Consider the following 25,263-nt stretch of genomic DNA (forward strand, 5'->3'; position numbering starts at 1 on the left):
CCCGTCCCCGGGTGACCGGCGTCACGGGCCCGGGAGCAGCAGCACCGTGCTGGAGACCGCTCCCGCCGCGGTGTTCACCGGCGCACCGGGGGCCGTCCCGGGGCTCGCGTGACGGATGTAGGCGCCCGCCGTACGGCCGTTGAGCAGGAACGGGGAGACGACGAACGGCACCCGGGCCGTCTCCCGCGCGCCGTCGACGCTCCGGAAGCGCATCCACGTGGTGTCCGGCACGATCCGGCGCTGCAGGACCAGCGTCTCCTCGAGGGACCGCCGCGCCAGCAGGTCGACCCAGTCACCTGCGGAGACCTCGGCGCCGGCGACGAAGCCCGTACCGCCGTGGCCGCGCGACGGTTTGACGACGAGACCGGCCCGCTCCCGCGCGGCGCGCGCCAGGACGTGCCGGCGCCGTTCGGCGGATTGCCCGGGGCCCAGCCACGCCGTCCACGGCACATGCCCCAGGACCAGCGCCCGGTCGGAGGGCGTGTACAGGTCCAGATCCTCGTGCATCCAGGCCAGCACCTGCTTGGCGCTGAGCAGACACGCCGCTTCCGGCACGAACAACCGCACGCTCCGGGCCCGTACCGCCTCGCCCAGCACCCCGAGGGCCGCCGTGTCCGCCACCACGGAACCGGCGAACTGATTGAAGAGCACATCGACGCGGTCCCCGCCCACCCACAGTCCGTCGGCGCCACCGCGCACCTCGGACAGATCCGCGACCGTCACCTCCAGCCCCACCGCCTCCGCGGCCTGCGCGGCCGGCCGCAGATAGCGGCGCAGCGCGCCGGCGTCGCCCAGCTTCGCCGCGATGCCCGAGGTCGCCCGCCAGGTCGGCACCAGCACCCGGCGGCGCCCGCCGTCCGGCACCGGCGCCGGTACCGCTCCGGCGAGGGCCAGCGCTCTGGCGCGCAGGGTCGACGGCGGCTCCTCGGCCGGCGTGCCGTCCGGCCAGTCGCGGGCGAAGGCGGCACTCCGTCGCTCCAGGCCCGGAACGCCGTAGATGTTGGGGCCGGCGTTCAGTTCCACGAACCAGGGCCTGCCCCCGGCCACCAGCGCGTCGGGGCGGGCCATGCGCAGCAGCGCGGGGTCGGACAGCCGCTGCGCCGGGTCCAGGAGCCGCGGCTCACGGTGGTCGTCCAGCGCCCGGCACAGCTCGCCGGCGGTCCCGGCCCGGCGCCGGCAGGCGAGGAGCGCGCACCGCAGCACGCCCGCCGCCAGCTCGCCGAACCGCTGGTAGTCCACCGCGGCGAAGACCAGCGGGCGCAGCGCCTCCCACCGGCCCGGCAGCGCGTCGAGAACCCACCAGTCCGCCTCGGCGGCACGGCGCAGCGACTCCGAGCGGGCCCCGCCGGGCAGCCGGGACCACAGATCGCACAGGGTCACATCCGGGGCGCTCGCCACGTCCGCCTCCCTCCGCTTCCATCGTGCGGGAGCGTCGGGCGTCGTGCCCGTGCGGCTTGCGTCGTGGGGCCGCGCAGGGTGTCATCGGGGCCGTGCGGCTCGTCCGTCTCGCTCCGCTTCCCATCGTGCGGGAGCGCCCGGGTTCGTGCCCGCACGGGTTGCGCCGTCGGCCGCAGAGGGCCACACAGGGCCGTCCGCCCCTCTCCGCTTCCCAGCCTGCGGGAGCGTTCGGCCCCGTGCCCGCGCGGGCTACGCCGTCGGCCGTACCAGCCCGCCCGGCTCGTCGGCCGGCGCCGTCGTCGGCGTGCGGACCATCAGGTAGGTGCACACCGCCACCACGGCCGTGCCCGCGGCCCCCGTGTACAGCGCCGCGTGCAGACCGTCGAGGAACGCGGCATGGAACCAGCGGCGCACCGCACCGGCGCCCGGACCGGCGAGCGCCGCCGCCGGCCCGTGGGCCAGGGCACGGTCGGCCAGCGCGGTCGCCTGGTCCGCCGGGAGGACGGCCTCCGCCTGGCGCAGGAACGACTCCCGCATCCGGGAGTTGAGCACCGCCCCGAGCGCCGCCACGCCGGTCACACCGCCGAGTTCGCGCAGCGTCTCGGCGATCGCGGTGGCCATGCCGGCCCGTGGTCCGCGTACCCGCTGCACGACGATGACGTTGACCGGTACGAAGGTCAGGCTCACGCACACCCCGATGACCGGCAGGACCCAGCAGTACTGGGCGTAGCGCGCGTGCTCCCCGTACCCGGCGAGCCCCGCCAGCGCGAGCGGGCACAGCGTGACGCCGATCAGCAGCGGCCGGAAGGCGCCCCGGCGCGCGGACAGCCTGCCCGCGACGGGGCCGGTGACCACGATGAACGCGGACGCCAGCAGGAAGACGAGGCCGGCGCCGGCCGGCGACCAGCCGAGGATGTACTGGAGGTACAGCGACAGGAAGAAGATCGCTCCGAACAGGGCCAGGCTCGTGGAGAAACCGGCCAGCGCGGCCACCGCGCAGAGCCGGTCGCGGAAGAAGGACAGATCGATCATCGGCTCGGCGGCGCGCGCCTCCACGGCCAGCAGGGCGGGCAGCGCCAGCCCGGCCGCGGTGAACCCGGCGAGGACGGCCGGGTCGGTCCAGCCCTCCGACGGACCCTGGATGAGCGCGAAGATCAGCCCGCCGACACCGACGGCCGCCAGCGCCTGTCCGGGCAGGTCCCAGGGACGGCTGCGGCACGGCGGCGCGTACGGCAGGAAGAACGCGCCGAACAGCAGCAGGCCCACGCCGATCGGCACGTTGATGAACAGCACGCTCTGCCAGCCGAACCGCTCCACGAGCGGACCGCCGATCACCGGGCCCAGGGCGAGCCCCAGGCCGGACGCGGCACCGCGCAGCCCCAGCGCCCGGGCCCGGGAGGCGTCCTCGGGGAAGACCTGTCGCAGCAGTGCCGCGCTGGACGGCAGCAGCGCCGCGCCTCCCGCGCCCTGGACGACCCGGCCGGTGACGAGCGTCGCCCAGCTGTCCGCCGTGGCCCCGAGCAGCGACCCCAGGGTGAACGCGGCCAGTCCCGCGAGGAACAGCCGGCGCCGCCCGAGCCGCTCCCCGACGATGCTGCCCGGCAGCAGGAAGGCCGCCAGGACCAGCGTGTACGAGGCCACGACCCACTCCAGGCCGCCGACGCCCACGGCCAGGTCCCTGCCGATGTCCGGCAGCGCGTTGTTCATCGCGAGGTTGTCGAGCATGACCATGAAGACGGCCACGGACTCGACGACGAGCACGGCACCGGGGCGGCAGCGCCGGGATCTGGGCTCGGCGGCGACGGCGGGCGAGGGCGGACCGGTACGCGGCAGGGACATGGCGTCGTCCAGACGGGGAGAGGGGCGGGGACAGGAGTCGGTGGAGCGGGCCAAGCGGTTCCGGGCCGGTGGAGCGGGCCGGGCGGATTCGGTTTCGGCGGATCGGGCCGGGCGGCCTCCGGTCCGGTGGAATGCGCCGGGCGGATTCGGTTTCGGCGGATCGGGCCGGGCGGATCCGGGCGGTGGGCGGGTCGGGTGGGTTCGGTTGGTGGGTCGGGTCCCGTGGGGCGGATCGGTTCCGGTGGATCCGGTCAGCCGACCCGCTCGGCGAGGAGCCGCGGTACCCGGTCGAAAGCCCGGGCGGGACGGCCGGAGCAGCCGTACCCTTCCCGCCGGGCGCGGTGGGCGAGCTCCGGATGTCGTCCGGGGAATTCCGTGCCCGAACCGGACTGATGGGCGCCTCGCCCGGGGAAAAGGACTGCGATCACCTGGCAAAAGGTACGCGTTCCACGCCGGAACGAGGTCCGATGACGGCGAAGATCACTGACAGAGGTGAGGCGCGTACCCCTGGCGGGCATCATGCGGATGATCGGACAAGATGCCGCAATGGCAGGTGCGTTGATCGCGAGTGATCGGACCATGTGCCGTACGGGACAAATACGATCACGGTCATGACGACGGCCTGTTCTCCCGGGGCAATTCTGCCCAGGGTCGGTTCCCTCTTTCTTGCGTAGGATCGATAGGGGCGGTTCACCGCTGCGACCGCGGCGCGGGCCGTACCGCCTACCGGTGAGCCGGCGCCTGACCGGGCCGGCATGCGACAACTCCTGCTCGTGCGTCCGTACCGGAGCACTCAGATGACCAAGCGCGACACGGACCGGTCCTCGACTGCCACGCAGACAGCCGCACGGCGGACCCTCGCACCCGGGGTGACCGCCGGTGACTGGGGGCTTCTCCTCCTCAGACTGACCTTCGGGCTCCTCATGGCGGCCCACGGCGCCCAGAAACTGTTCGGCCTTTTCGGTGGACCGGGACTGACGGCCACCGGCAAGGGATTCGCCGGCCTCGGCTATCACCCGGGGAAGGTGTTCGCGGTGATCGCCGGCCTCTCCGAGTTCCTCGGCGGCCTCGGTCTGGCCGTCGGACTTCTCACCCCGCTCGCGGCCGCCGCGCTGATCGGAGTGATGATCAACGCGATGGCGACGGTGACCTGGGCGAACGGCCTGTGGGACGCGGACGGCGGCGTCGAGTACAACGTGGCCATCGCCGTCGTCGCCCTGACCGTGGCCGCGACCGGCCCGGGCCGGCTGGCTCTCGACCGCTTCTTCCCCTGGCGCAGCGGCGGCTGGCCCGAAGCGGGTGTCGCCCTGGTACTGGGAGGCATCGGCGCCGCGATCGCACTGATCCTGTGAAGGCCGGCTGCCGGGCGCCTGCTTCCGGCGGGTCACCGGCCTGACCGAGACCGGCGGCCGCACGACGTACTCGCCCTGCTGCCGGCGTACTCACACCACTGCCCGGCGTAGTCACACCGCTGCCGGCCGGCAGCACCACGCGTGCCGATCAGAGCTGGGCGCGCACCCATCGTGGGTCGGGGTTGACGTACGGCCGGCCCGCCACCACCACGGTCGGCACGGTCTCGGCACCACCGTTGACGGCCCGCACCGCCGCCGCGCCCGCCGGATCGCGCCAGATGTCGACCCAGTGCAGCCGACGGGCGTCCCGGCCCAGCCGGAACCGCAGACGCAGGCAGTACTTGCACCCCGCCCGCCAGTAGACGATCGGCCGGCCGTCGACCGCACCGCGCTCCCGCGCCTCCACCGCGCCGACCGGCCGCGGAAACACCAGCGGGGAGTGCGTGACCGCGAGCAGCGCGAACACCAGCCACACCGCGACACCCGCTCCGGCGGACCCGTCCACGGCCCGCACAGCCGCGACGAGCGAGCCACAGCCGACGAACAGGAGGGGCAGCAACCAGGCACGCATCATGATCAGGCAGCCTATCGGCAGGGCGAGTTGAGCGGGCCCAGACCGGTGTTCCCCGTGGCCACCACCGACCCGAGCGCGATTCGCCCTGGTGTGACGCGGAGCGGCCCGCACCGCTCCGAAGGACTTCGGGTGGGTGCGGGCCGATCCCGGCAATGTCTCTCCGGGGCCGGTCAGGCCGCCTTCGTGGGCTGCCGGGCGGGCTCGGGAGGGAGGGGTGCCGCGGTGGTCCGGCGCGGCGGGGCCAGTGCGGCGAAGATGGCCACCGCGCCGATCGCGCACACCGCGGCCGTTCCGTACAGGGCGAGGCGCAGGGCGTGGGTGAAGCCGTCGGCCAGCACGGCCGGGCCACCGCCGGACACGTCGCCCGCGGCCACCCTCGCCGCCAGTTCCCGTGATCCGACGCGGGTTTCGATGAGACTGACCAGGACCGCGCCGTACACGGCGATGACGATGGCCTCGCTGCCGATGCGCATGGTGTTGAGGAACCCGGTGGCCATACCCGCCTGTTTGGGCTCGACGAGGCTCATCGCCGCACCGTCGCCCACGCCGAACGACACCCCCGCGCCCAGCCCGGTCATCAGCAGCGGGCCGGCGATCGCGGCGAGGGAACCGCCGGGGCTGATCACGGTGAGCCACGCGTTCCCGCCGGCGAACATCAGCAAGGACAACGTGATCAGCGTACGGGGGGACACGCCCCGGTTGACCAGGCCCCCGGACAGCGGCGGGGCCAGCAGCACCGGCGCGGTCATCAACAGCAGGACCGTTCCCGCGCGTTGGGCGGAGAAGCCGCTCGCCCCCACGAGATAGGTGGGCAGGTACGTCAGCAGCGTCACGAAGCCGAACGTCGACACCACGGGCACCATGCACAACGCGAAGAAGCGGCGGTTGCGCACCAGCGTCAGATCGAGGACGGGGGCCGCGGAACGCGACTGGAGGACGACGAACAGCACCAGCAGACCCGCGCCGCCGGCGAGCAGCGCCGCCACGCCGGGGCTCGTCCAGCCCCATTGCGGGCCCTGGACCGCGCCCAGGACGAGCAGGCCGAGGCCCGCGACGAACACCAGCGCGCCCGTCGCGTCCAGCCGGGGACGGTGCGGGGCGCGGGACTCGGCGACGAAGCCGACGCCCGTCAACGCCACGGCGAGCAGGGCCGCGTGCAGTCCGAACGTGGCGCGCCAGCCGAGCGTGCCGACCAGCCAGCCGGACAGGGTCGGCCCCACCGCCAGCCCGACGCCGGCGGCACTGCCGAGGGCCGCGAAGGCGCGGGTGCGGGCGGCACCGTCGAAGGCCGTGGCCAGGATCGCGCCACCGCTGGCGAACACCCCGGCCGCGCCGATTCCCGACAGGGCGCGGGCGAGGTCCAGCAGGACGACACCGGGTGCGACCGCCGCGGCGAGCGAACCGGCGGCGAACACCGCCGACCCCGTCGCGAAGGCCCGCCGGCGCCCGACCAGGTCGGCCGCGGACCCGGCGACCAGCATGAACGAGGCGAACGTCAGGTTGTAGGCGTTCATGACCCATTGCAGGGGCGCGCCCGCGGTGTGCAGGTCCTCACCGATGCCGGGCAGTGCGACGGCCGCTCCGGAGATGGACATCGGCACGGTGGCGAAGGCGAGTAAGACCACGGCCAGCGTGATCGCCGGACGTGAGCGGCCCGTGGAAACGGTAGTCACGACGGAGGGCTCCTTCAGGAGACGGGCAAGAAGTGGCACCGAATGGCCACTTGGGCGACAGTGCCACTGAGTGGCATTAGCTGTCAAAGGGCAACCGCGTCCGGGTGGTAGGCTCATGCCGTGAGTGACGATCTGCGCGAACTGCCGCTACGGGAACGGAAGAAGCTGCGCACGCGCCGAGCCCTGGCCGAGACCGCGCTCCGTCTGTTCACCGAACGCGGCTATGACGCCACCACGCTCGACGACCTGTGCGACGCGGTGGAGGTGTCCAAGCGGACCTTCTTCCGGAACTACCGGTCCAAGGAGGACGTCGCGCTCGCCGCCGACAGCGACCTGTGGTCGGCGTATCTGGACCGCGTGGCCGTCGCGAGGTTGGACGGCCCGCTTCTCGAAGCGCTCCGGGCGGCCCTGAACGCCACCCTGGAGGACATGGACCCGGACTGGGAACGCCGGTTCCTGGCCACCCGTGAGCTGTCGGAGTCCGTTCCCGTGCTGCAGTCGCACAGCCTGGGGTACTGCCAGGACACCACCCGGGCCATGGTCGAGACACTGGCCGGCCGCTCCGGCGCCGGCGTGGATGACACGTGTCTGCGGCTCACCGTGGAGATCTTCGTCGCCTCCTGGCGCACGGCGTGCCTGCGCTGGACGGCTCAGGGCGGCCAGGGGGGCCGCGACGGCCTGACGGACCTCATCGAGCGGACCTTCGCCCTGATCCCCGACGCCCTCACCTGCGCCGCCTAGGCTCCGTCGGCTCTACGCCGGCCGGCGGACGCCTGGAATGCGGCGGGGCGGGGACCACCCTCCGCCGGCGGTTCTGAACAAGAGCGGCGCGCCGGCGGTCCCGGCCGTGGCGCGCCCGGGCCGTCAGCGCGGTTCGTGCCGGGCGAGGACGTGGGTGAGCAGGCGGGTCAGGGTCTGCCGGTCCTCCGCTGGCAGCGGTCCGAGCAGATCGTCCTGCACCTGGTCGAGCACCTTGTCCATGCGGCGCAACTGCCGGGCGCCGGCGCCGGTGAGGGTCACTTTGTTGCGCCGCCCGTGGTCCGGGTCCGGCGTCCGGTCGACGAAGCCCTGCGCGACCAGTTCGTTGACGGCCGCCACCACATCACTGCGGTCGATGCGGCACCGACGCCCCAACTCCGCCTGGCTCGCGGGCCCGTACTCGTGCAGGGCCGCCAGGATGCGGTAGTGGTACCCGCGCGCCCCGACGGAGGTGAATCCGTCGAACACCAGCTTGCGGGCGTGCACGGCCAGTTGGGTGATCAGCCAGCTCGGCCGCTCCGTCAGGCGCTCGGGGATCTCTTCCATGGTGACCACTCTAACCATGTTGGCGTGACCAACACTTGTGGCTAGTGTTGGTCACACCAACATTGGCGAGGCCATCCAAGGAGGCGCCATGCCCACCGCTGCCCCGACCGCCGATCGCGTCGAGATCGCCGAACTGCTCGCCCGCCTGGCCCGTCTGCTGGACGAAGGCCGTCACGGGGACATATCCACGGTCTACCACCACGACATCACGGTGCGTTCACCGCGCGCCGAGCTGCACGGCCTCGACGAGGTGACCGCTCACCTGAGGCGCAGCCGGGTGGAGGGGGAGAACACCCAGCACGTCCACGGAGACGTGCTGGTGCGGGTGGACGGTGACCGGGCGGAGGCCACCGCGAACCAGCTCGTGTACTTCTACCGGGACGGCGAACCGCCCCACCGCACCAGCGGCCTGCGCGTGTCCTGCACCACCGTACGGACGCCGGCGGGCTGGCGGATCGGCGACCTGCGCATCACGCTCGCCTGGACGCACGAGCGCTGACCGGACGCGTCAGGTCCGTGGCCCGGCGTGGTCGACGAACGAGTGGGCATGCGTGTAGCGCTTGACGCCCGCCTCGCCTCCCGCGGCGGCTTCCTGGGAGGCGGCGTCGGCCCATTCCGTGACGACGACGGTCCGCTCACCGTCGGACGTCACATGGAGGTGCGCCGCGAGCAGGCCCGGTGCCGGGGCGGTCGCGGTCTCCACGTCGCCGGCTACCACCGTGCGCACGGTGATGAGGCCGGCCGGCCGCCGCGCGTCGTGGACGACACTGCGGGCGAGGCGCGTGCGGACCAGCCCGGGACGCTCGATGCCGGGCACCAGCGCGTCGACGCGGCTGACGACCTCGGTGCGCCGGGCGCGGGCCCAGGCCAGGTGCTCCTCGTCGCTGGTCCACTGCGCGTAGAAGAAGAGGCCGGTGCCGTCCAGGGAGAGGAAGACGTGCTGCGCCAGCCGCCCGGAGGGCGCCGGTGCCGCCGCCCACTCGTGGAGCAGGGCGTCGGCGGCCGTGCGGGACCGCTCGGCGGTCCCGGTGAGCCACTCGCTCATCAATGTCGTGCCGGCGGAAGGGTGCTGGAGGTCCTGCAAGCGTGTCGTCATGAAGCACGACCCTCGTACCTCAAGTGCCCTTGAGGTCAAGGCCGGGTTCCGTATCCCCCTTCAGTGATCCTCTTTCCGTGCGGTCAACCCCGAGAGGAACCGTTCGCGGTCGACGACGGCCCGGTCGATCTCGCCGGTCGCGACGAGCCGGCCGGAGTCGTCGACGGCCCGGACCGGGAAGGTGAGGCGCCGGCCGTCCACCGACGGCGGCTCGGCGTTCACCCGCACCCGCGCACCCACGCGGGAGGCGCGCAGGTGCCTGACGCGAATGGCGGTCCCCACGGTCGTCTGGCCGGCCCCGGTGAACGGCGCGGCGGCCCGCACGGTCGCCGCCTCCAGCCACGCGATCAGTCGCGGGGTGGACAGCACCGGCACATCGCCGCTGCCCATCACCACGGCGGTGTCGGTATCGGTCACCTCGTGGTCCATGGCACCACGCTATCGCCGTGCGTACGCGAACAGGTCGCCTCCCCTCTGGCCGGCAGGAAGCACGGAGATCACCCTCGCGAGAAAAGCGGAAGACGGCCTGTAAGAGGCAAACCCCGGCCGCACCACTCGGCTAACATGATCGAACTCATGACGAGCGCACCCAACGCTCGTCATTCACAGAAAACCGTGCTATCCGGCGCGGATAATCACCTAAATAGACAAAACCTAACAAATCGGCCAGAGAATTGATACCTATACCAACACGGGTACGTACCCGAATAAAGGGCGGAACCGAGGCCCCCCTGTGGCGCCGACCACGGGTGATCTTCTGGGCCGCGGCGGCTGTGGCGACTCTCGGTTTCCTGGTCGCACTGGAGATCACCGCACAGCACTACGGTCTGCGGGGACCGCTCGCCACCGAGGCGCGAGAGCTGATCTATCCACCCAAATCCGGATTCCTGCTGTACGCCAGCATGGGCCTGATGATGGTGGTGCTCACCTGGCGGCAACGGCTCGTCGCCGCCGGTGTCGCGGTCGGCATCGACGTCGTGTTCCTGCTGGTGCGATGGGCGTCCGGCTACCACTACGACTTCGACGAGGGCCACCCCTTCGGCAACGGCGCGTTCTGGGTGCTCCTGGGCTGCGCGGTCATCGCCGTCACCCGCCGCACGGGACAGGAGCGCGCCCTTCTGCTCAAGGGCGTCGCACTGGGCCTGCTGCTCATGGCCGGCCGCAAGACCGGCGACACCTGGCTGCTCATCACGTCGAAGAGCCGGCCGACCGTGCTCGATCAGTACGTGGCGACCGCCGACCACGCGCTGGGCAACCCGTCGTGGCTGGTCGGCCGCTTGGTGAACGCCAGCGGCCCGGTCGGCACGCACCTGCTCGACTACGTCTACGCGCAGCTCGCCGTGGCCGCGGTCGTCGTCGCCCTGTACCAGCTGCGCAACGTGGCGACCGAGCGCCGCTTCCCGCGCCACCACCTGGTGCGCACCTTCCTGGTGATCGGCCTGCTCGGCCCGGGCATCTACATGATCTTCCCCGTGGTCGGACCGATCTTCGCCTACGGCCCGGGCGCCTCCGGCACCGGCGGTCTGGAGTGGGCGGCGGCCAACCTGTGGCCGCACACACCGACGCCGATCACCACACCGCACCCGATGCTGTACGACGGGATCACCCCCCGCAATTGCATGCCCAGCCTGCACACGGCCTGGGCCACCGCCATTTTCATCCACTCCCGCAAGGGCCCGCGAATCCTGCGGTACGGAGGCGCCTTCTGGCTGGTCGCCACGCTCGCCGCGACCCTGGGATTCGGCTACCACTACGGCGCCGACATCGTGGCCGGCGTGGTGTTCACGCTCACGATCGAGGGCGCGCTGCGCTCGCAGGCACGGGGCTGGGACCGGTCGGGTACACGCCTGGTCGCCCACGGCACGACGGTCTTCGTGGCGCTCCTGCTGGCGTACCGCTATCTGCCCATGGAGATGGCCCGGCTTCCCTGGCTGTTCGGGCCGCTGGTGATTCTCGCGATGCTCTCGGTGATCTACGGCTACCTGAGGACCACCTCCCGGTGGGAACCGAAGCCCGTGCCGGCGCCCCGACCGGAGCCGCAGCCCGAACCGGTGTGAGCCATGGCGCGGCACCGGACGCACGAGCCCGGGGTCGGCACCGGGACCACGGCGACGACGACCGCCGCCGGCCGGACCACCGACCCTGGCGGTCGCCGCGGTCAGCGCACGACCGTCGAACGCCTCCGCGTCACGATCGCGACGACCGTCCCGGCCCCCGCGACCAGCAGCCCCAGCCCGCCGAAGATCAGCGGCAGCAGCCACAGCGAGGCGAAGCCGTCGATCCGCGCGTCCTCGGGGGAGCCGGCGCGGTACAGCACCTCGACCCGCTCGCCCTTCTCGTAGGCCGGCGGATTGGAACCCGTGGAGTCCTGGAAGGTCGTCCGCGTCCCGTCCCGCGATGTGAACTCGACCACCGGATACGCCGCGGGCCGGTCGTCCCCCCGGTTCCTGCGTGAGGTGCCGCCGTGGTCGGTCCGCCACTCCAGGGCCACCACCGTGCCGCTGGCGCGCTCCGCGTCCGTCAGGAACGAGACCGACATCCCCGCCAGGACCACCCCGATGACGAAGAACAGCGATCCGAACGCGATCAACCCGAACGCGACCCACCGGCGGGCGGCCCGCCCGCGCACCTGAACCTGCACCATGTTCCTTTCACCGGATCCGAAGCCGGAGGAACGCTAGTACACCCCCGAAGAGCCGGCGGCGCCCGGCACCGTGAGCGGGACCCTTCGGCGTCAGACCCCCAGGTGGGAGAGCACCGTACCCATGGCGCGGATGACCGCCCCCCGGGACTCCTCCGTCGGGCCGTGCACCTCGAAGCCGTGGCCGCCGTGCGGTACGTCGATGATCTCGACCGGGGCCCCGGACTCCTCGGCCGCGCCCAGGAACCGTTCGACCGTGACGGCGATCTGCGGGGTCTCCAGGCCCGCCCGGGTGAGCAGGAGCGGCGGCGGCTGAGCCCCGTCGGCCCGGAGCGCCTCGGCCGGGCGGAAGCGCGGGGAGACGGCATCCCAGCCGGGCAGCGGGGCGAGGACGGGATAGGTCAGGGCGACGCAGCGCAGCCACTTCGGCGGGGCGGTGAGCCAGTCGGTGACGAGCAGCCCGGCGCCCGAGAAGAACCACAGGGCGATGCGCTCCGGGTCCACGCGCGGGTCGGCCCGCAGCAGCTCGACGGCCCCGGTCACATCGTCCGCGGCCCGCGGATAGGCGGTGAGGCCGTGCAGGCGGTGCTCCACGACGGCGCCCACCGCGCCCAGGCTCGCCGCGAAGCGGGCGTAGCCGAGGTAGAACGGCCAGTCGCGGGGCGCCGGGACGACGTCCGGCGACAGCGGGCCGCCGTGCACGAACAGCACCGCCGGCCGGGGCGCGTCGGCTTCCCCCGGTTCCGGCAGGTGCAGGTCCACGTGGCCGGTCCGCACCCGTGGCCGCTCCGGGACGTCCAGCAGGAACGGACGCAGGAAGGCGGGATCGCCCTCGGGCGGGGTCAGCCTGTGACCCTCGTCCGCGGCGGCACGGCACAGCACCTCGGTCAGCTCCCGCGGACTGGACAGCATCGGCCAGTGGCCGGTGGCCAGCTCGAAGAAGCCCACCCGCGGGTCGGCGAGCTTCCGCAGCTGCGGCGGGCCGACGCGCACCAGCTCCTGGATCCCCTCGATGGTCGTCCCTCCGGCCGTGCACAGGACCGCGCTGACCGGCACGTCCGCCGCCGCGCCGGTCAGCCGCAGCGGCTGGGTCAGCGTGCGCGGCGGCTGGGCGACGGCCAGGGTGCTCAGGAACTCCAGCTGGTCCGCCGTGAGGCCCTCGGTGCTGCCCCAGCGCTGCCAGTCCCGTGGCCCGGGCGGCGGGACGGGCCGCGGGTCGTCACCGGCCCCCAGCAGCCGATGCACCTCGGGGTCCGGTACGAGGTCCAGGGCCGGGTCACCGTGCTGCGGCAGCCCGGCGTCCAGGTACACGACGCGGGCCACCCGCCCCGGCCGCAGGTCGGCCGCGCCCAGTACCGGGTGGATGGCGTAGTCGTGACCGACCAGCACGACCCGCGGCACATCGAGGGAGTCGATCAGCCGGACCACGTCCTCGACATGGGTCTCCAGGTCCGCCTCCGGCCGCAGGTCCAGCGACACCGGATACGCCCCGGCACCCTTGTGCCGCAGCCGGCCCACCACCGCGTCCCAGATCCGCCCGTCGGTGAACGGACCGGAGACCAGCACAAACGCAGACATCAGCGCCTCCAGACAAGTAGGTCGTCGCGGGTAACGTAGGAACTCCCCCTGAGGGAGGTTCAACCTGTGTCACCGGACGGCACCCTGAGCATCGGCGATCTGGCCGCGCGGGCCCGCACCACGGTCAAGACCATCCGCTTCTACTCCGACCAGGGCCTGCTGCCCGAAGCGGCCCGCAGCAGCGGCGGCCACCGGCGCTACGGGCCGGACGCCCTGGCCCGGCTGCGGACGATCCGGTCGCTGCGCGCCCTCGACGTGCCCGTTCCCGAGATCAAGCGGGTCCTGGAATCCGGTGACGGTCCGGAACCCGGCGACGGCCTGGAAGCCGTGGTGGCACGGCGGTTGGACGACATCGGCGGCCAACTCGCCGCCCTGCGCTGGCGGGAGGCCGCGCTGCGGGCACTACAGGAGTGCGAACCGGGGCGGTTGGCGGAGCGCCTCGAGCTGATCGGAGCGGTCAGCGTCCCGCCCGACACCTCCGCGATCGCCCACTACTGGCGCCGGCTGCTGCCCGCCCGGCTGTCCGCCCGGCTCCGCACCGCGATCACCGAGGCGGCCGTTCCCCAGCCGCCCGCCGACCCCACCCCGGACCAGGTCCTCGCCTTCGCCCGGGTGCACGCGCTGGCCACGGCCGCCACCGATCACTGCCTGACCGGCCACCGGCCCGTCACCGAGACACACCCGGACCTGCTCTACGACGGCCTGTACGAGGCACACCAGCTGGTGGAGGCCGCCGTACGGGCCGGCCGCGCCCCGGGCCCGGGCGAGGCCCTGGACTGCTACACCGCCGCCTACGCACGGGCCGCCGGCACCCGCGACACCCCTGTCTTCCGCCAGGCCTTGGCGGCCCGCCTCGCCGCGGCGGACCACCCGGTGATGCACCGCTACTGGCACCTGGCGGGGGCACTGATCCCCGGCCTCACCCTCGGCGCGGCCGACGCCTGGCTCCGCGACGCGCTGGCCGCGGACACGGCGACGGGCTGAGCCGCCCGGCCCGGCCGGGATTCAGTCCTTCCACTCCCGGGCGAGCAGCGCGTAGACGTACTCGCTGCCCCAGCGGTCCCCGTCCAGGTCGCTCTCGACCAGATGGGCCTCGCGGCGCATACCGAGACGCTCGCACACCCGCGCCGACGCCGTGTTGAGGGCGTCGAGCCGGGCGAAGACCCGGTGGGCGTCCAACTGCCCGAAGGCCACCGAGAGCAGCGCGCCCGCCGCCTCGGTGGCGTAACCCCGCCCGGCGTGGCGGGGGTCGAAGACCCAGCCGATCTCGGCCTGCCGCGCGTGCGCGCTGGTGAGGGTGAGGACCACCTCGCCGACGACACCGGGCTCCTCCTTCCGGCACACGGCCAGCAGCAGCGTGTCGCCGTCCGCCCGCCAGTCGGTGCCCCGGGCCCGGGCCGCGATGGACTCGGCACAGCCCTCGCGGGTGAGCGGCGGACGGTACAGGTAGCGCGCCACCTCCGGCAGGCACTGGTAGGAGTACCGGTCCTCCGCGTCGGCGGGTGTGAACAGCCGCAGCACCAGCCGGTCGGTGACGACGGGTGCCGTGATGCGCTTCGTGGTGTTCCTCGAGACGGCGGTCATCGCGTTCCCCTGTACTGCTGCCCGGCCTGCCTGCCGCGACAGACTAGCCGGGCACCGCGTGCCCTTCCCGCGCTTTTCCCGGGGGAGCCGGCAACCGGGCGCTCAGTCCAGGGGGACGGCCACCTCGCCCGTGCCGGTCGCGCTCGCGCCGCCGCCCGCGACGCGCACGGTGAAGGGCCGGCCGGTGCCGCGCGCGGTGACCCGCAGCCCGGTGCCGTCGCGGCGGACGGTGAAGGTGGCGGCGGGGGTGCCCGACAGATCGGGGACCGTGACCTCGGCGGTGAAGTCCGGCTCCCCCGTGGGGTGGACGAGCAGGGTGGGGGTGTCCAGCCAGTCGCCGTCGGGGCGGCTGTCGTCGGCGGCCAGCGGCAGGACGGCGCCCTCACGGACGTACAGCGGCAGGCTGTCGTAGTCGTGCCGCTCGGTGCGCCAGGCCGGTCCGGTGACCCGCTCGCCGGACAGCAGGTGCGTCCAGGTGCCCCCGGGCAGGTAGACCTCCACCTCGCCGTCCTCCGTGAACACCGGGGCGACCAGCAGATCGGGGCCCAGCATGTACTGGCGGTCCAGCGGGCGGCACGCCGGGTCGTGCGGGAACTCCAGGAGCATCGGGCGCATCACCGGCACGCCGGTGCGGTGGGCCTCGGCCGCGGCGCCGTACAGATAGGGCATGAGACGGTGCTTGAGCAGCGTGAACCGCCGGGCGACCGCCACGGCCTCCTCGCCGAAGTTCCACGGCACCCGGTACGACGTGGAGCCGTGCAGGCGGCTGTGCGAGGAGAGCAGGCCGAAGGCGAGCCAGCGCTTGAACACCGACGGGTCGGGGGTGCCCTCGAAGCCGCCGATGTCATGACTCCAGAAGCCGAAGCCGCTCAGCGACAGGGACAGCCCGCCGCGCAGGGACTCCGCCATGGCCTCGAAGGACGCCCAGCAGTCGCCGCCCCAGTGCACCGGGTACTGCTGCCCGCCCGCGGTCGCCGAGCGGGCGAAGAGGACGGCCTCGCCCTCGCCCCGCTCCTTCAGCAGGAGTTCGAAGACCGTCCGGTTGTACAGGTGGGTGTAGTAGTTGTGCATCCGCTCCGGGTCGGAGCCGTCGTGCCAGACGACATCGGTGGGAACGCGCTCGCCGAAGTCGGTCTTGAAACAGTCCACGCCCTGGTCGAGCAGCGCCTTCAGCTTGGCCTGGAACCAGGCGCGGGCGTCGGGGCTGGTGAAGTCGACCAGACCCATGCCGGCCTGCCACAGGTCCCACTGCCAGACGTCGCCGTCCGGCCGGCGCACCAGGTGGCCGAGGGCCGCCGCCTCCTCGAAGAGCGGGGACTTCTGCGCGATGTACGGGTTGATCCACGCGCTGACCCGCAGGCCCTTCTCCTTCAGCCGGGCCAGCATGCCCTCCGGGTCGGGGAAGACGGCCGGGTCCCACTGGAAGTCGCACCACTGGTACTCGCGCATCCAGAAGCAGTCGAAGTGGAAGACCGACAGCGGGATGCCGCGCTCGGCCATGCCGTCGACGAAGGACATCACGGTCGCCTCGTCGTAGTCGGTGGTGAACGACGTGGTCAGCCACAGGCCGAAGGACCAGGCGGGCGGCAGCGCCGGACGGCCGGTCAGGGCGGTGTAGCGGGCGAGCACCTCCTTCGGGGTGGGACCGGCGATCACGTAGTACTCGATGCTCTGCTCCTCGACGCTGAACTGCACCTGGCCGACGGACTCCGAGCCGACCTCGAACGAGACCTTGCCGGGGTGGTTGACGAACACGCCGTAGCCGCGTGAGGAGAGGTAGAACGGGATGTTCTTGTAGGCCTGTTCGCTGCTGGTGCCGCCGTCCGCCTGCCAGATGTCCACCACCTGGCCGTTCTTCACGAACGGCGTGAAGCGCTCGCCGAGGCCGTAGACCTGCTCGCCCACGCCGAGGGCGAGCTGGGCCAGGACATGGTGGGCGCCGTCGTCGGTGATCGCGAAGGCGGTGCCCTTGGCGCCCGCCCGGGTCAGCTCCCGGCCGTCCGCGCCGAGGAACGCCAGGGCCCACGGGGCCGCCTCGTCCAGGCGGAGGGTCAGCGGACCGCTGGTCAGCTCCGTGACCGTGCCCTCCCGGCGCACCTCGCCCGCGCCGTCCGGCTCCTCGCCCAGGGCGAAGTCCGGGCCGGGGCGGCGCTTGCCGGCGTGGTGGGTGACCCGCACACCGATGACGCCCTCGGCGGGGGAGAAGCAGTCGACCGTGAGCAGCGGCGCGTTGAGCGTGTCCCCTCTCCGCGCCACGTTCTGTACGGCCGCATAGGCGGTGAAGCGCTTCGATGACAGACGCACATCACGCGGCTGCACCGCGTAGGAGATCTGCACGCCGTCGCGGACGCGCCAGAAGCCGTTGGTGAACTTCATGTTCTTCCTCGGGGGAGCTGGAGTGGTTCGAGTAGGGCGCGGAGGCGCCGCCCGGCGATTCGATCGTACACAGAACACCTCCCGGCCGGGCAGGTCCCGGCGCCGATAAATCCCTTCTGAACAGGGGCGATTACGGATTTCCCGACGCTCGTCACCGGAGGCGCGGGGGAACGGGGATGTGCTCGGGTCTGGCGCGACGGCCCGTGCATGGCGTATTAGTCATCACCATAAACAAAGGCGTCCGGCGCCGTTGCCGGACGGTACGACAGCAAGGGCCGTACATGTCGAAGCGCTTCAATAGACGCTCCCGCAGGGCCGTGATACCTCTCGCCGTCGTCTGCGCCCTGCTCGCCGGGGCGGCACTGACCGGCTGCGGCCGGCAGCGCGACGGCTCCGTCTACACCGTGCTGAACTCCTCGACCGACGAGACGTACCACCGCTGGGACGCCGAGGCGATGGCCCGGTGCGGCGAGCGGCTCGGCGTCACCGTCGAGCAGCAGAGCGTCCCGGCGGCCCAGGTGATGACCAAGGCGCTGCGCATGGCCTCCTCGAAGTCGCTGCCGGACATCGTGCAGTTCGACGCCTCGGAGATGCCGGTGTTCGCCGAGGCCGGCGGGCTGACCGACCTCAGGACGCTCGGACTGGACACCGACGGCGTGCCGCGCGGCATCGTCAACTTCGGTTCCTACCGGGGGACGTACTACGGAGCCGCCCGGTCGGTGAACACCCTCGCGCTCTTCTACAACAAGGACCTCCTCGGCCAGGCGGGCCTGAAAGTGCCCACCACCTGGGCGGAGCTGCGCGAGACCGCGCGCGAGCTGACCCGGGGCAAGCGCTACGGCATCGCGCTCAGCGCGGGCGGCGCCGAGGACGGCGTCTTCCAGTTCACGCCGTTCATGTGGTCCAACGGCGGCGACGAGACCCGCCTCGACGGGCCGAGGGTCGTCGAGGCCCTGGACTACTGGAAGAGCCTGCTGAAGGACGGCTCGCTGTCGAAGTCGACGGTGGGCTGGACCCAGGCCGACGTCAACGACCAGTTCATGGCGGGCAACGCGGCGATGATGATCAACGGCCCGTGGCAGGTCGAGACCCTGAACACCAAGAAGTCACTGCACTGGGGCATCGCCCGGATCCCCGTGCCCAAGCCCGGCGCGAAGTCCGTCGCCCCGCTGGGCGGTGCCGTGCTCACCGTCCCGGACACCGGCGACGAGCGGCGGGAGCGGATGGCGGCGAAGATCGTCGGCTGCCTGACGAGCGAGCGCGAGCAGCTGACCTACGCGCGCAACAGCTGGATGGTCCCGGCCGACGAGAAGGCCGCCGCCGTCTGGCGCGGGCAGGTGCCCCAACTGGACGCGCTGGCCGACCAGGTGGCCGCGGCCCGGTCCCGTACGGCCCGGCTCGGCGCCGGCTGGCCGGCCGTGTCGCTCGCCCTGCAGAGCGCCTTCCAGGCCGCCCTGACCGGCCAGTCCAGCCAGGCCGCCCTCCAGCGTGCCCAGCAGCGGGCCACGAACGGGAACTGAGGTACGCGCAGATGACCACGCCCACCGTCACCGCGCGCGGCGCGGCGCCCGCGGCCGGCGTACCGGCCGCCGCCCGGCCGCGCTCCCGGCGACCCCTCGCCCAGTGGGGGTTCGTCGCCCCCGCCGTGCTGTTCATGCTGCTGTTCTTCGGCTACCCGCTCGTCCGCAACGTCGTGATGAGCTTCCAGCACTACACGCCGAAGACGTTCTTCACCGGCGAGGCGCCCCTCAACGGGTTCGACAACTGGTCGGCGGTCTTCCGGGACGCCCTGTTCGGCAAGGCCCTGTGGCACACGCTCGTCTTCACCGCGGGCTCGCTGCTCGGCCAGTTCTGCGCGGGCCTCGCCCTCGCCGTCTTCTTCACCCGCAGGTTCCCGCTGAACGGCGTCCTGCGGTCGCTGATCCTGCTGCCCTGGCTGGTGCCCATGGTGGTCTCCGGCATCGTGTGGCGACGCATCCTGGACCAGGACACGGGTGTACTGAACTCCTTCCTGGACGCCGTCGGCCTGGACGGACACACTCCATGGCTGACCAGTCCGCACATGGCCCTGCTCTCGGTCATCCTGGTCAACATATGGATCGGGATCCCGTTCAACATGGTCATCCTGTACGGCGGTCTCCAGGAGGTGCCCCGCGAGCTGTACGAGGCCGCCGCCCTGGACGGCGCCACCGCCTGGCGGACCTTCCGGTCCGTCACCCTGCCGACGCTCCGTCCCGTCATCACGGTCGTCCTCGTCCTGGGCTTCATGTCGACGGTCAAGATCCTCGACCTGATCCTCGCCCTCACCGACGGCGGCCCCGCCGACGCCACCCAGACCCTGGGCACGCTCACCTACCAGAACTCCTTCGTACGGCTGGACTTCGGGGCCGGCGCCGTCGTCGGCAACGTACTGATCCTGATCTCCGCGGTCTTCGCGGTGTTCTACCTGCGGGCCAACCGCACCGAGGGGAAGTGACCTGCGATGGCCGCCGAGAACGTCAAACCGCGAGCGAGCCGGCGCCGTTGGGGCTCCACCGTGGCCGGGGTGCTGGTCCTGGCCGTGATGCTGTTCCCGCTGTACTGGATGCTCGACACCGCGCTCCAGCCCGAGGCCGGGCTGCTGGAGGTCGGTCCGGTACCGCACCGCCTGGACCTGTCCGGTTTCTCCAAGGCGCTCGACGACCAGGGCGGGCATCTGCTGACCTCGCTGCTGGTCTCGCTCGGCGCGGTCGTCATCTGCCTGGCGATCGCGGCCCCGGCCGCCTACGGGCTGGCCCGTTTCCGGCTGCGCGGCACACGCGCCATCGTGTTCGGCACCCTGATCACCCAGATGGTGCCCGGCATCGTCATCGCCAACGCCCTGTACACCTCGTACGTCGATCTGGGCCTGGTCAACTCCTACTTCGGGCTGATGCTCGCGGACGCCTCCCTGGGCATCCCCTTCTCCATCGTGCTGATGCGGTCGTTCATGCAGTCCATACCCGGCGAGGTGATCGAGGCGGCGGAGATGGACGGGGCGGGACGGCTGCGCACCTTCCTGCGGGTGGTGCTGCCGATGAGCCGCAACTCCCTGATCACCTCGGGCCTGTTCGCCTTCCTGTTCTCGTGGAGCGACTTCATGTTCGCGCTCACCCTCAACACCACCGACGACGTCAAGCCGGTCACGCTGGGCATCTACCAGTACATCGGCGCGCACGTGGGCGACTGGGGCTCGGTGATGGCCGCGTCCGTGCTGTCCGCGGTGCCCGCCGCGATCCTGCTCGTCCTCGCGCAGAAGTACATCGCCGCAGGCATCACCGGCGGCTCCGTCAAGTGACCTCCAGGGTACGGCGGATGTCCGGCGTTCACCGTTCGGCCATGCCTTCGCGGCGGATCCAGCGGGACAGGGTGGGGTTGTCGACGGGCGTGATCACACTGGCGGTGGCGCGACATGGCGGTCGTCGCCCAGCAGCGTCAGAGTCATGCACCGGATACCACCAGGGTGCTCGACATCGAGGCAAGAGATTCACGCCGGTCACGCCGGGCCGAATGCCGCCGCTCCGGTTCGACGCGGACGACCCGGCCTCCCCGCGCTTCGCCCGCCCGCCCCCGCGGGAGACCGTCGGGAGCCTGCGGGCATGAGGCATCCACCGAGCGCCTCCAGTATGCCCGGCGGCCGTCGCGGCCGGGCTCGACTTGCCGTCGCGGCCGGGGAGCCGCAGCATGGCCGGAAAGACGGATCCGAGGGCGACAGCCGCGAGGCGGACCGCCGTAAGGCAGGTGAGACCCGGAGACACACGAGGCAGCATCTCGGGTTGTGCGTCCGTGGATGACGTGCCTCCGATCGACCCACCGTGGTTTCCGGCCTCCCGCTTCCCGTTCCGGGGCGCTGCGAGGCCGAGGACGTCTGGGAGGCCGGCCAGTGGTGTACTTCACGAATTCGCTCGACCGAATGGTCCCCGACGCACTGGCCGGGTTCGCCCGAGTCCACGCCGACCTCGTCGTCCACGACGAGGCGGCCGGTTTCTTCCGGGCCCGGCACCCCGCCCCCGGCCGCCGCGTGGCGATCGTGTCGGGCGGCGGCTCCGGACACGAACCGCTGCACCTCGGCTTCCTCGGCGCGGGCATGCTGGACGCCGTGTGCCCCGGCCAGTTGATGGCCTCCCCGCACAACCGCCAGGTGTTCGACGCCTCCCGCGCCGTGTCGCGCGGCGCGGGCGTGCTGCACCTGGTGAAGAACTACACGGGGGACCGCATCAACTTCGGCATCGCGGCCGAGCGGCTCGCCCATGAGGGCATCGACTGCGCCCGTGTGCTGATCGACGACGATCTGGCGTCGGACTCACCCGAGTCGGCCACGGGCCGTCGGGGAACCGGGGCCGCCGTACTGGTGGAGAAGGTCCTCGGGGCCGCCGCGGACACCGGCCTCGGGTTGCGCGAACTCGCCGATTTCGGCACCGAGTTGGTGAGCCGCTGCCGTAGCCTCGCGGTCGCCTCGGCCGCACATCGCACACCGGCCACGGGGCGTTCCGCCTTCGACCTGGCCGAGGGGGACCTCGAGTGGGGGGTCGGCATCCACGGCGAGCGGGCCCGCCGCACGGAATCCCGGCCGGCCCTGGACGAGCTGGTCACCCGGATGACGGAGGAACTGCTCGCCGCGCTGGACCCGGCCGCCGGTGACTCGGTCATCGCCCTGGTCAACGGGCTCGGCGGGGTGACGCGTCTGGAGTTGTACGGCGTGGCGCGGGAACTCGCGACGCGCCTGGACCGGTGGGGACTCGTCCTCGAACGCGTCCTCGTGGGCGACTTCGTGACCGCGCTGGACATGCGCGGCTTCTCGCTCACGCTGATGCGGGCGGACCCGGAGACGGTCAAATGGTTCGACGCGCCCGCGCACACGCCCTCATGGCCCCGGTGACCAAGGGCGGGCAGGAGGTGGCACCATGCTGGAGCACTACTCGGCGCAGGACGACGCGGCATCCCCGGACAGTGCTGTCGCGAGCACGACGTGGACGGACGCCCCTGCCGCGGACGCGGCCTTCACCGAAGGCTGGATGCGGAGGTTCGCCGCCTCCGTCCGGGCCACCGAGGCCCAGCTCACCGCGCTCGACCAGCGGGTGGGCGACGGCGACTTCGGTACGAATCTCCGTTCGGGACTCGACGCGTCCGTGCGCGCACTGGACCAGGCGGGGGCGGTGTCACCGGCTGCCACCGTGCGGGCCGGCGGACCGCTGCGGACGGTGGCGACCGTCTTCCTGGACGGGGTCGGCGGCACCAGCGGCCCGCTGTTCGGGCTGCTGCTGACGGAACTGGCGCTGGCGGCGGTCGGCCCGGTCCTGGACGTGGCCGCGCTGCGGGCCGGTCTCACCGGCGGGCTCGCCGCCGTACAGCGGGTCGGCGAGGCGCGGCCGGGGGACAAGACCCTCGTGGACGCCCTGTATCCGGCGTGCGAGGCGCTGCGCGTGTGTCCGGAGCAGGCCGGAAGCCGGGTGGCCCTCGCCCATGCGTCGCGCGCCGCATGGGAGGGGGTGCGCTTGACGGCACGTCTGCGTGCGCGCCGTGGCCGGGCCAGCTACGTCGGCGAGCGGGGCAGGGGAGTGCCGGACCCCGGTGCGGTGGGCGTCGGCCTGCTGCTCTCCTCGGCCGACGGCGTGGTCACCGTACTGCCGCCGTTCGTGACGGGCCCGGCGCCGCGGCGCCCGGACTGAACGAGCGGCGACCCGCCTCCCGGGGACGGACCCGGCCCACCGTTCGCCCGCCGTGGGACGGCGGTCACGGAGCCGTGGCCTGCTGAAGCCCGGAACCGGTCGGTGACGGAGCCGCGGCGGGCTTGGGCGGTGAGGTCCGCAGCGGTGTCCGCTCGGTGGCCCAGCGGATGATCCGCGGATCCTCGAGCGTCTCGACCCACAGGTCGGTCAGGGCGGCGGTCTCCTCGCCGGGCCAAGGCCCGGCGCCGAGCACCGTCAGTCCGGCCCGGACCGCGGCGAGGATCCCGCAGTGCGTGTCCTCGACCGCCATCGTGTCGGCCGGATCGGCGCCGCAGCGCTGGGCGGCCGTCAGATAGACGTCCGGGTCGGGCTTGGGCCGGATCGTGCCCTCGGGCACCACCACGGCGCGGAAGTGACGGAGCAGCCCGGCCTCTTCCAGACCGGGTTCGACCACGTCACGGGGGCAGTTGCTGGCGACGGCCAACGGGGCGAAGGCGGCCGCCGCCCGCACCAGGTCGCGGGCGCCCGGCATGATCACCGGGTGGTCGCAGACCAGGGCGCGGAAGTGCCGGAGCAGCCGGTCGGCGAGGTCCCCTCCCAGTTCGGGACGGCCTCCCTCGTCGGCCATGAGCTGCCCGCACTCGGTGTAGTGCAGGCCCTTGGCCCGTTCCGCGAAGCCCGCGGCCGGGGAGAGGCCCACGTCGTCGAGAACCCGCCGGCGGGCGGTCTCCCAGTGTCGTTCGGTGTCCAGCAGCGTGCCGTCGCAGTCGAAGACGACGGCCGCCGGTGTCCAGGAAAGGATGCGATGAAGCGTCATCTGTGTGCTTTCCGTTCGGATGGGCCGCGAGAGCGCAGACCGGGGCGTGACGTCCTCTCACCGCGGGGGTGTGAGCGGCGCCGACGGGCCACCCGTGTGCGCGGGGCGGCGCAGGGTTCCGGGCGGGGCCGGAGGTCGTACGGTCGGCCGTTGACGCCCGTACGGACTAGTCCCACCAGGGAACATAACGATCGTTACGCTAGATTTGGTCACACATGGCAGTCAAGCGGTGACGTCAAGTTACGCTCGCAAGGGTGATTGGTAGTGCAGAACGCCGAAAGCCGGGCACTCTCTGTCCTGCTGGAACCGGAAGACGCAGGTGCGGTGGTGCGGCACGCACACGATCCGCGCGGGCGGCGAGAACTCGGTGAAGCGCAGCGCCGTCAGCCGGACACCCGTGGGCCGGGACAGGGCTCCGTCGCTCGCGAGTGCGGCGGCCTGGCGCGCCGCCTCCAGCAGCACCATCCCGGGCACGTGGTCGGTGGCGTGGTCGAAGAAGAAGGGATGCCAGGGGTCGGCCGCGTCCACCAGCACCTCCTTCGGGTCCCACCGGTCCCGGCGGCACCGGCCGCCGCCGCCGGACCCGGCGTGTCCGGGGTCGTCGGCGCAACCGATGACCACGTCCCGGGCATGGGCCACACCGAGCCGTGCCGGGTCGGGCCGGAGCAGCCCGGCCGACGCCGGGGGCTGGCAGGTGCCCGCGCGCGGCCCGCGCAAGGCGGCATACCGTTCGGGGGAGAGGAACCGGGCACCGCCGCCGGCCCTCGCGAACACCTTGCCGCCGGCCAGGAACTCCGCGTGCAGCCGCAGTCCGGCGGTGGCCCCGTCGGAACCGGTGCGCAGCCCGGTGACCCGTACCCGGCAGGTGACCTGGGTGGCGCCGTGGGAGGCCTGGGGCTGTGCTCCGGGTTCCGTGGTGAAGAAGACGTCGGTGATCAGCATGCGGGTGTCCACCGGAACGCCGAGGTAGCGCAAAGGGATGAAAATACCCAGCTGCCGTAATGTCTCCACCACCATCAGCGGATGATGTACGGCATGGCCGTCGACCGGAAAGGTGGGATGCGACCGCGACCAGCAGGCGGCCGCCACGAAACGCGTCGCGTCGACGCGCAGTACGTCGGTGAGCAGAACCTCCGCCACGGACGCCCGGTGGACCAGTTCCCGGGGGACCGTGCGGGACCAGCTCAGGTCCCGCGGCTCTTCGACGGTGCCACGGATTCGAGCGTCCATTCCCCCAGCAGACCGCAGTTCGGCGCGTTCCGCACACCGACTCGACAGTCCGGGCGGGCTCGGGTACTACATTGCCTAGCGGCAGGAAGAGGTACGAGAACCTCGGAAAAAGG

23 protein-coding genes are annotated in these 25,263 nt (G+C 72.5%); 10 read left to right on the forward strand and 13 right to left on the reverse strand.

Going from position 1 to position 25,263, the window contains the following annotated elements:
- Positions 1-21: 21 nt before the first annotated feature.
- Together IE251_RS13930 and IE251_RS13935 are read right to left on the reverse strand one after the other, a co-directional pair.
- A complete protein-coding gene (locus IE251_RS13930) occupies positions 22-1,398 on the reverse strand; it encodes a hypothetical protein (protein WP_189753223.1) in 1,377 nt (458 codons plus the stop codon).
- A gap of 249 nt (positions 1,399-1,647) precedes the next feature.
- Complete coding sequence (locus IE251_RS13935) at positions 1,648-3,237, reverse strand: MFS transporter (protein WP_189753224.1); 1,590 nt, start codon at positions 3,235-3,237, stop codon at positions 1,648-1,650.
- Positions 3,238-4,034: 797 nt separating this feature from the next.
- On the opposite strand from IE251_RS13935, the gene IE251_RS13940 reads away from it, so the two are divergent.
- A complete protein-coding gene (locus IE251_RS13940; RefSeq protein ID WP_189753225.1) occupies positions 4,035-4,589 on the forward strand; it encodes a DoxX family protein in 555 nt (184 codons plus the stop codon).
- Between the two features lie 148 nt (positions 4,590-4,737).
- Here IE251_RS13940 and IE251_RS13945 read toward each other — a convergent pair whose 3' ends face one another.
- Both IE251_RS13945 and IE251_RS13950 read right to left on the reverse strand, forming a co-directional pair.
- Positions 4,738-5,163: a glutaredoxin domain-containing protein gene (locus IE251_RS13945; RefSeq protein WP_189753226.1), complete on the reverse strand. Its 426-nt coding sequence runs from the start codon at positions 5,161-5,163 to the stop codon at positions 4,738-4,740.
- Positions 5,164-5,333: 170 nt separating this feature from the next.
- The gene (locus tag IE251_RS13950; protein WP_229896742.1) at positions 5,334-6,836 is read right to left on the reverse strand and encodes an MFS transporter; all 1,503 of its coding nucleotides are present in this window, start codon (positions 6,834-6,836) and stop codon (positions 5,334-5,336) included.
- A 120-nt stretch (positions 6,837-6,956) separates the two neighbouring features.
- Here IE251_RS13950 and IE251_RS13955 point away from each other — a divergent pair, with 120 nt between their 5' ends.
- Positions 6,957-7,577, forward strand: a complete 621-nt coding sequence (locus IE251_RS13955; protein ID WP_189753227.1) for a TetR/AcrR family transcriptional regulator — start codon at positions 6,957-6,959, stop codon at positions 7,575-7,577.
- 123 nt (positions 7,578-7,700) lie between these two features.
- On the opposite strand, the gene IE251_RS13960 is transcribed toward IE251_RS13955, so the two are convergent.
- On the reverse strand, positions 7,701-8,141 hold the full coding sequence (locus IE251_RS13960) for a MarR family winged helix-turn-helix transcriptional regulator (RefSeq protein WP_189753228.1): 441 nt from the start codon (positions 8,139-8,141) through the stop codon (positions 7,701-7,703).
- An 88-nt stretch (positions 8,142-8,229) separates the two neighbouring features.
- Between IE251_RS13960 and IE251_RS13965 the strand changes: the two genes are divergently transcribed.
- Positions 8,230-8,640 (forward strand): nuclear transport factor 2 family protein, encoded by a 411-nt coding sequence (locus tag IE251_RS13965; protein WP_189753229.1) that lies wholly within the window; start codon positions 8,230-8,232, stop codon positions 8,638-8,640.
- Positions 8,641-8,649: 9 nt separating this feature from the next.
- Here IE251_RS13965 and IE251_RS13970 read toward each other — a convergent pair whose 3' ends face one another.
- Positions 8,650-9,237, reverse strand: coding sequence for an antibiotic biosynthesis monooxygenase (locus IE251_RS13970; protein WP_189753230.1), 588 nt, complete (start codon positions 9,235-9,237; stop codon positions 8,650-8,652).
- Positions 9,238-9,297: 60 nt separating this feature from the next.
- Complete coding sequence (locus IE251_RS13975) at positions 9,298-9,666, reverse strand: thioesterase family protein (protein WP_189753231.1); 369 nt, start codon at positions 9,664-9,666, stop codon at positions 9,298-9,300.
- 302 nt (positions 9,667-9,968) lie between these two features.
- On the opposite strand from IE251_RS13975, the gene IE251_RS13980 reads away from it, so the two are divergent.
- Positions 9,969-11,294: a phosphatase PAP2 family protein gene (locus IE251_RS13980; RefSeq protein ID WP_229896762.1), complete on the forward strand. Its 1,326-nt coding sequence runs from the start codon at positions 9,969-9,971 to the stop codon at positions 11,292-11,294.
- A gap of 101 nt (positions 11,295-11,395) precedes the next feature.
- On the opposite strand, the gene IE251_RS13985 is transcribed toward IE251_RS13980, so the two are convergent.
- Positions 11,396-11,881 carry a DUF3592 domain-containing protein gene (locus IE251_RS13985; protein WP_189753233.1) on the reverse strand — a complete coding sequence of 162 codons (486 nt, stop codon included), beginning with the start codon at positions 11,879-11,881 and terminating at the stop codon, positions 11,396-11,398.
- A 90-nt stretch (positions 11,882-11,971) separates the two neighbouring features.
- The gene (locus tag IE251_RS13990) at positions 11,972-13,456 is read right to left on the reverse strand and encodes an alpha/beta hydrolase (protein WP_189753234.1); all 1,485 of its coding nucleotides are present in this window, start codon (positions 13,454-13,456) and stop codon (positions 11,972-11,974) included.
- 66 nt (positions 13,457-13,522) lie between these two features.
- Between IE251_RS13990 and IE251_RS13995 the strand changes: the two genes are divergently transcribed.
- A complete protein-coding gene (locus IE251_RS13995; protein WP_189753235.1) occupies positions 13,523-14,440 on the forward strand; it encodes a MerR family transcriptional regulator in 918 nt (305 codons plus the stop codon).
- A 21-nt stretch (positions 14,441-14,461) separates the two neighbouring features.
- On the opposite strand, the gene IE251_RS14000 is transcribed toward IE251_RS13995, so the two are convergent.
- The gene (locus tag IE251_RS14000; RefSeq protein WP_189753236.1) at positions 14,462-15,040 is read right to left on the reverse strand and encodes a GNAT family N-acetyltransferase; all 579 of its coding nucleotides are present in this window, start codon (positions 15,038-15,040) and stop codon (positions 14,462-14,464) included.
- 102 nt (positions 15,041-15,142) lie between these two features.
- Positions 15,143-17,416 carry an alpha-xylosidase gene (yicI, locus tag IE251_RS14005; protein WP_189753237.1) on the reverse strand — a complete coding sequence of 758 codons (2,274 nt, stop codon included), beginning with the start codon at positions 17,414-17,416 and terminating at the stop codon, positions 15,143-15,145.
- A gap of 281 nt (positions 17,417-17,697) precedes the next feature.
- Between yicI and IE251_RS14010 the strand changes: the two genes are divergently transcribed.
- From IE251_RS14010 to IE251_RS14030, 5 genes are all read left to right on the forward strand, one after another.
- Positions 17,698-18,936: an ABC transporter substrate-binding protein gene (locus IE251_RS14010; RefSeq protein WP_189753238.1), complete on the forward strand. Its 1,239-nt coding sequence runs from the start codon at positions 17,698-17,700 to the stop codon at positions 18,934-18,936.
- A gap of 11 nt (positions 18,937-18,947) precedes the next feature.
- Positions 18,948-19,892: a carbohydrate ABC transporter permease gene (locus IE251_RS14015; RefSeq protein ID WP_189753239.1), complete on the forward strand. Its 945-nt coding sequence runs from the start codon at positions 18,948-18,950 to the stop codon at positions 19,890-19,892.
- Positions 19,893-19,898: 6 nt separating this feature from the next.
- Positions 19,899-20,732 (forward strand): carbohydrate ABC transporter permease, encoded by an 834-nt coding sequence (locus tag IE251_RS14020; RefSeq protein WP_189753240.1) that lies wholly within the window; start codon positions 19,899-19,901, stop codon positions 20,730-20,732.
- 615 nt (positions 20,733-21,347) lie between these two features.
- The gene (locus IE251_RS14025; RefSeq protein WP_189753241.1) at positions 21,348-22,313 is read left to right on the forward strand and encodes a dihydroxyacetone kinase subunit DhaK; all 966 of its coding nucleotides are present in this window, start codon (positions 21,348-21,350) and stop codon (positions 22,311-22,313) included.
- 136 nt (positions 22,314-22,449) lie between these two features.
- Entirely contained in the window at positions 22,450-23,103 is a 654-nt protein-coding gene (locus IE251_RS14030) for a DAK2 domain-containing protein (RefSeq protein WP_229896763.1), read from the forward strand.
- A 64-nt stretch (positions 23,104-23,167) separates the two neighbouring features.
- Here IE251_RS14030 and IE251_RS14035 read toward each other — a convergent pair whose 3' ends face one another.
- Together IE251_RS14035 and IE251_RS14040 are read right to left on the reverse strand one after the other, a co-directional pair.
- Positions 23,168-23,920 carry an HAD family hydrolase gene (locus IE251_RS14035; protein WP_189753243.1) on the reverse strand — a complete coding sequence of 251 codons (753 nt, stop codon included), beginning with the start codon at positions 23,918-23,920 and terminating at the stop codon, positions 23,168-23,170.
- A 240-nt stretch (positions 23,921-24,160) separates the two neighbouring features.
- Positions 24,161-25,150, reverse strand: coding sequence for a ScbA/BarX family gamma-butyrolactone biosynthesis protein (locus IE251_RS14040; RefSeq protein ID WP_189753244.1), 990 nt, complete (start codon positions 25,148-25,150; stop codon positions 24,161-24,163).
- Positions 25,151-25,263: the final 113 nt, after the last annotated feature.

This window comes from Streptomyces eurythermus (assembly GCF_014649115.1).
Lineage (GTDB): Bacteria > Actinomycetota > Actinomycetes > Streptomycetales > Streptomycetaceae > Streptomyces > Streptomyces eurythermus.

Coding starts and splice junctions, on each gene's coding strand:
- yicI (WP_189753237.1), bottom strand. CDS start 17,416: ATGAAGTTCACCAACGGCTTCTGGCGCGTCCGCGACGGCGTGCAGATC.
- IE251_RS14030 (WP_229896763.1), top strand. CDS start 22,450: ATGCGGAGGTTCGCCGCCTCCGTCCGGGCCACCGAGGCCCAGCTCACC.
- IE251_RS14000 (WP_189753236.1), bottom strand. CDS start 15,040: ATGACCGCCGTCTCGAGGAACACCACGAAGCGCATCACGGCACCCGTC.
- IE251_RS14025 (WP_189753241.1), top strand. CDS start 21,348: ATGGTCCCCGACGCACTGGCCGGGTTCGCCCGAGTCCACGCCGACCTC.
- IE251_RS14035 (WP_189753243.1), bottom strand. CDS start 23,920: ATGACGCTTCATCGCATCCTTTCCTGGACACCGGCGGCCGTCGTCTTC.
- IE251_RS14040 (WP_189753244.1), bottom strand. CDS start 25,150: ATGGACGCTCGAATCCGTGGCACCGTCGAAGAGCCGCGGGACCTGAGC.
- IE251_RS13990 (WP_189753234.1), bottom strand. CDS start 13,456: ATGTCTGCGTTTGTGCTGGTCTCCGGTCCGTTCACCGACGGGCGGATC.
- IE251_RS13970 (WP_189753230.1), bottom strand. CDS start 9,237: ATGACGACACGCTTGCAGGACCTCCAGCACCCTTCCGCCGGCACGACA.
- IE251_RS14015 (WP_189753239.1), top strand. CDS start 18,948: ATGACCACGCCCACCGTCACCGCGCGCGGCGCGGCGCCCGCGGCCGGC.
- IE251_RS13975 (WP_189753231.1), bottom strand. CDS start 9,666: ATGGACCACGAGGTGACCGATACCGACACCGCCGTGGTGATGGGCAGC.
- IE251_RS13935 (WP_189753224.1), bottom strand. CDS start 3,237: ATGTCCCTGCCGCGTACCGGTCCGCCCTCGCCCGCCGTCGCCGCCGAG.
- IE251_RS13960 (WP_189753228.1), bottom strand. CDS start 8,141: ATGGAAGAGATCCCCGAGCGCCTGACGGAGCGGCCGAGCTGGCTGATC.
- IE251_RS13940 (WP_189753225.1), top strand. CDS start 4,035: ATGACCAAGCGCGACACGGACCGGTCCTCGACTGCCACGCAGACAGCC.
- IE251_RS14010 (WP_189753238.1), top strand. CDS start 17,698: ATGTCGAAGCGCTTCAATAGACGCTCCCGCAGGGCCGTGATACCTCTC.
- IE251_RS13965 (WP_189753229.1), top strand. CDS start 8,230: ATGCCCACCGCTGCCCCGACCGCCGATCGCGTCGAGATCGCCGAACTG.
- IE251_RS13945 (WP_189753226.1), bottom strand. CDS start 5,163: ATGATGCGTGCCTGGTTGCTGCCCCTCCTGTTCGTCGGCTGTGGCTCG.
- IE251_RS13985 (WP_189753233.1), bottom strand. CDS start 11,881: ATGGTGCAGGTTCAGGTGCGCGGGCGGGCCGCCCGCCGGTGGGTCGCG.
- IE251_RS14020 (WP_189753240.1), top strand. CDS start 19,899: ATGGCCGCCGAGAACGTCAAACCGCGAGCGAGCCGGCGCCGTTGGGGC.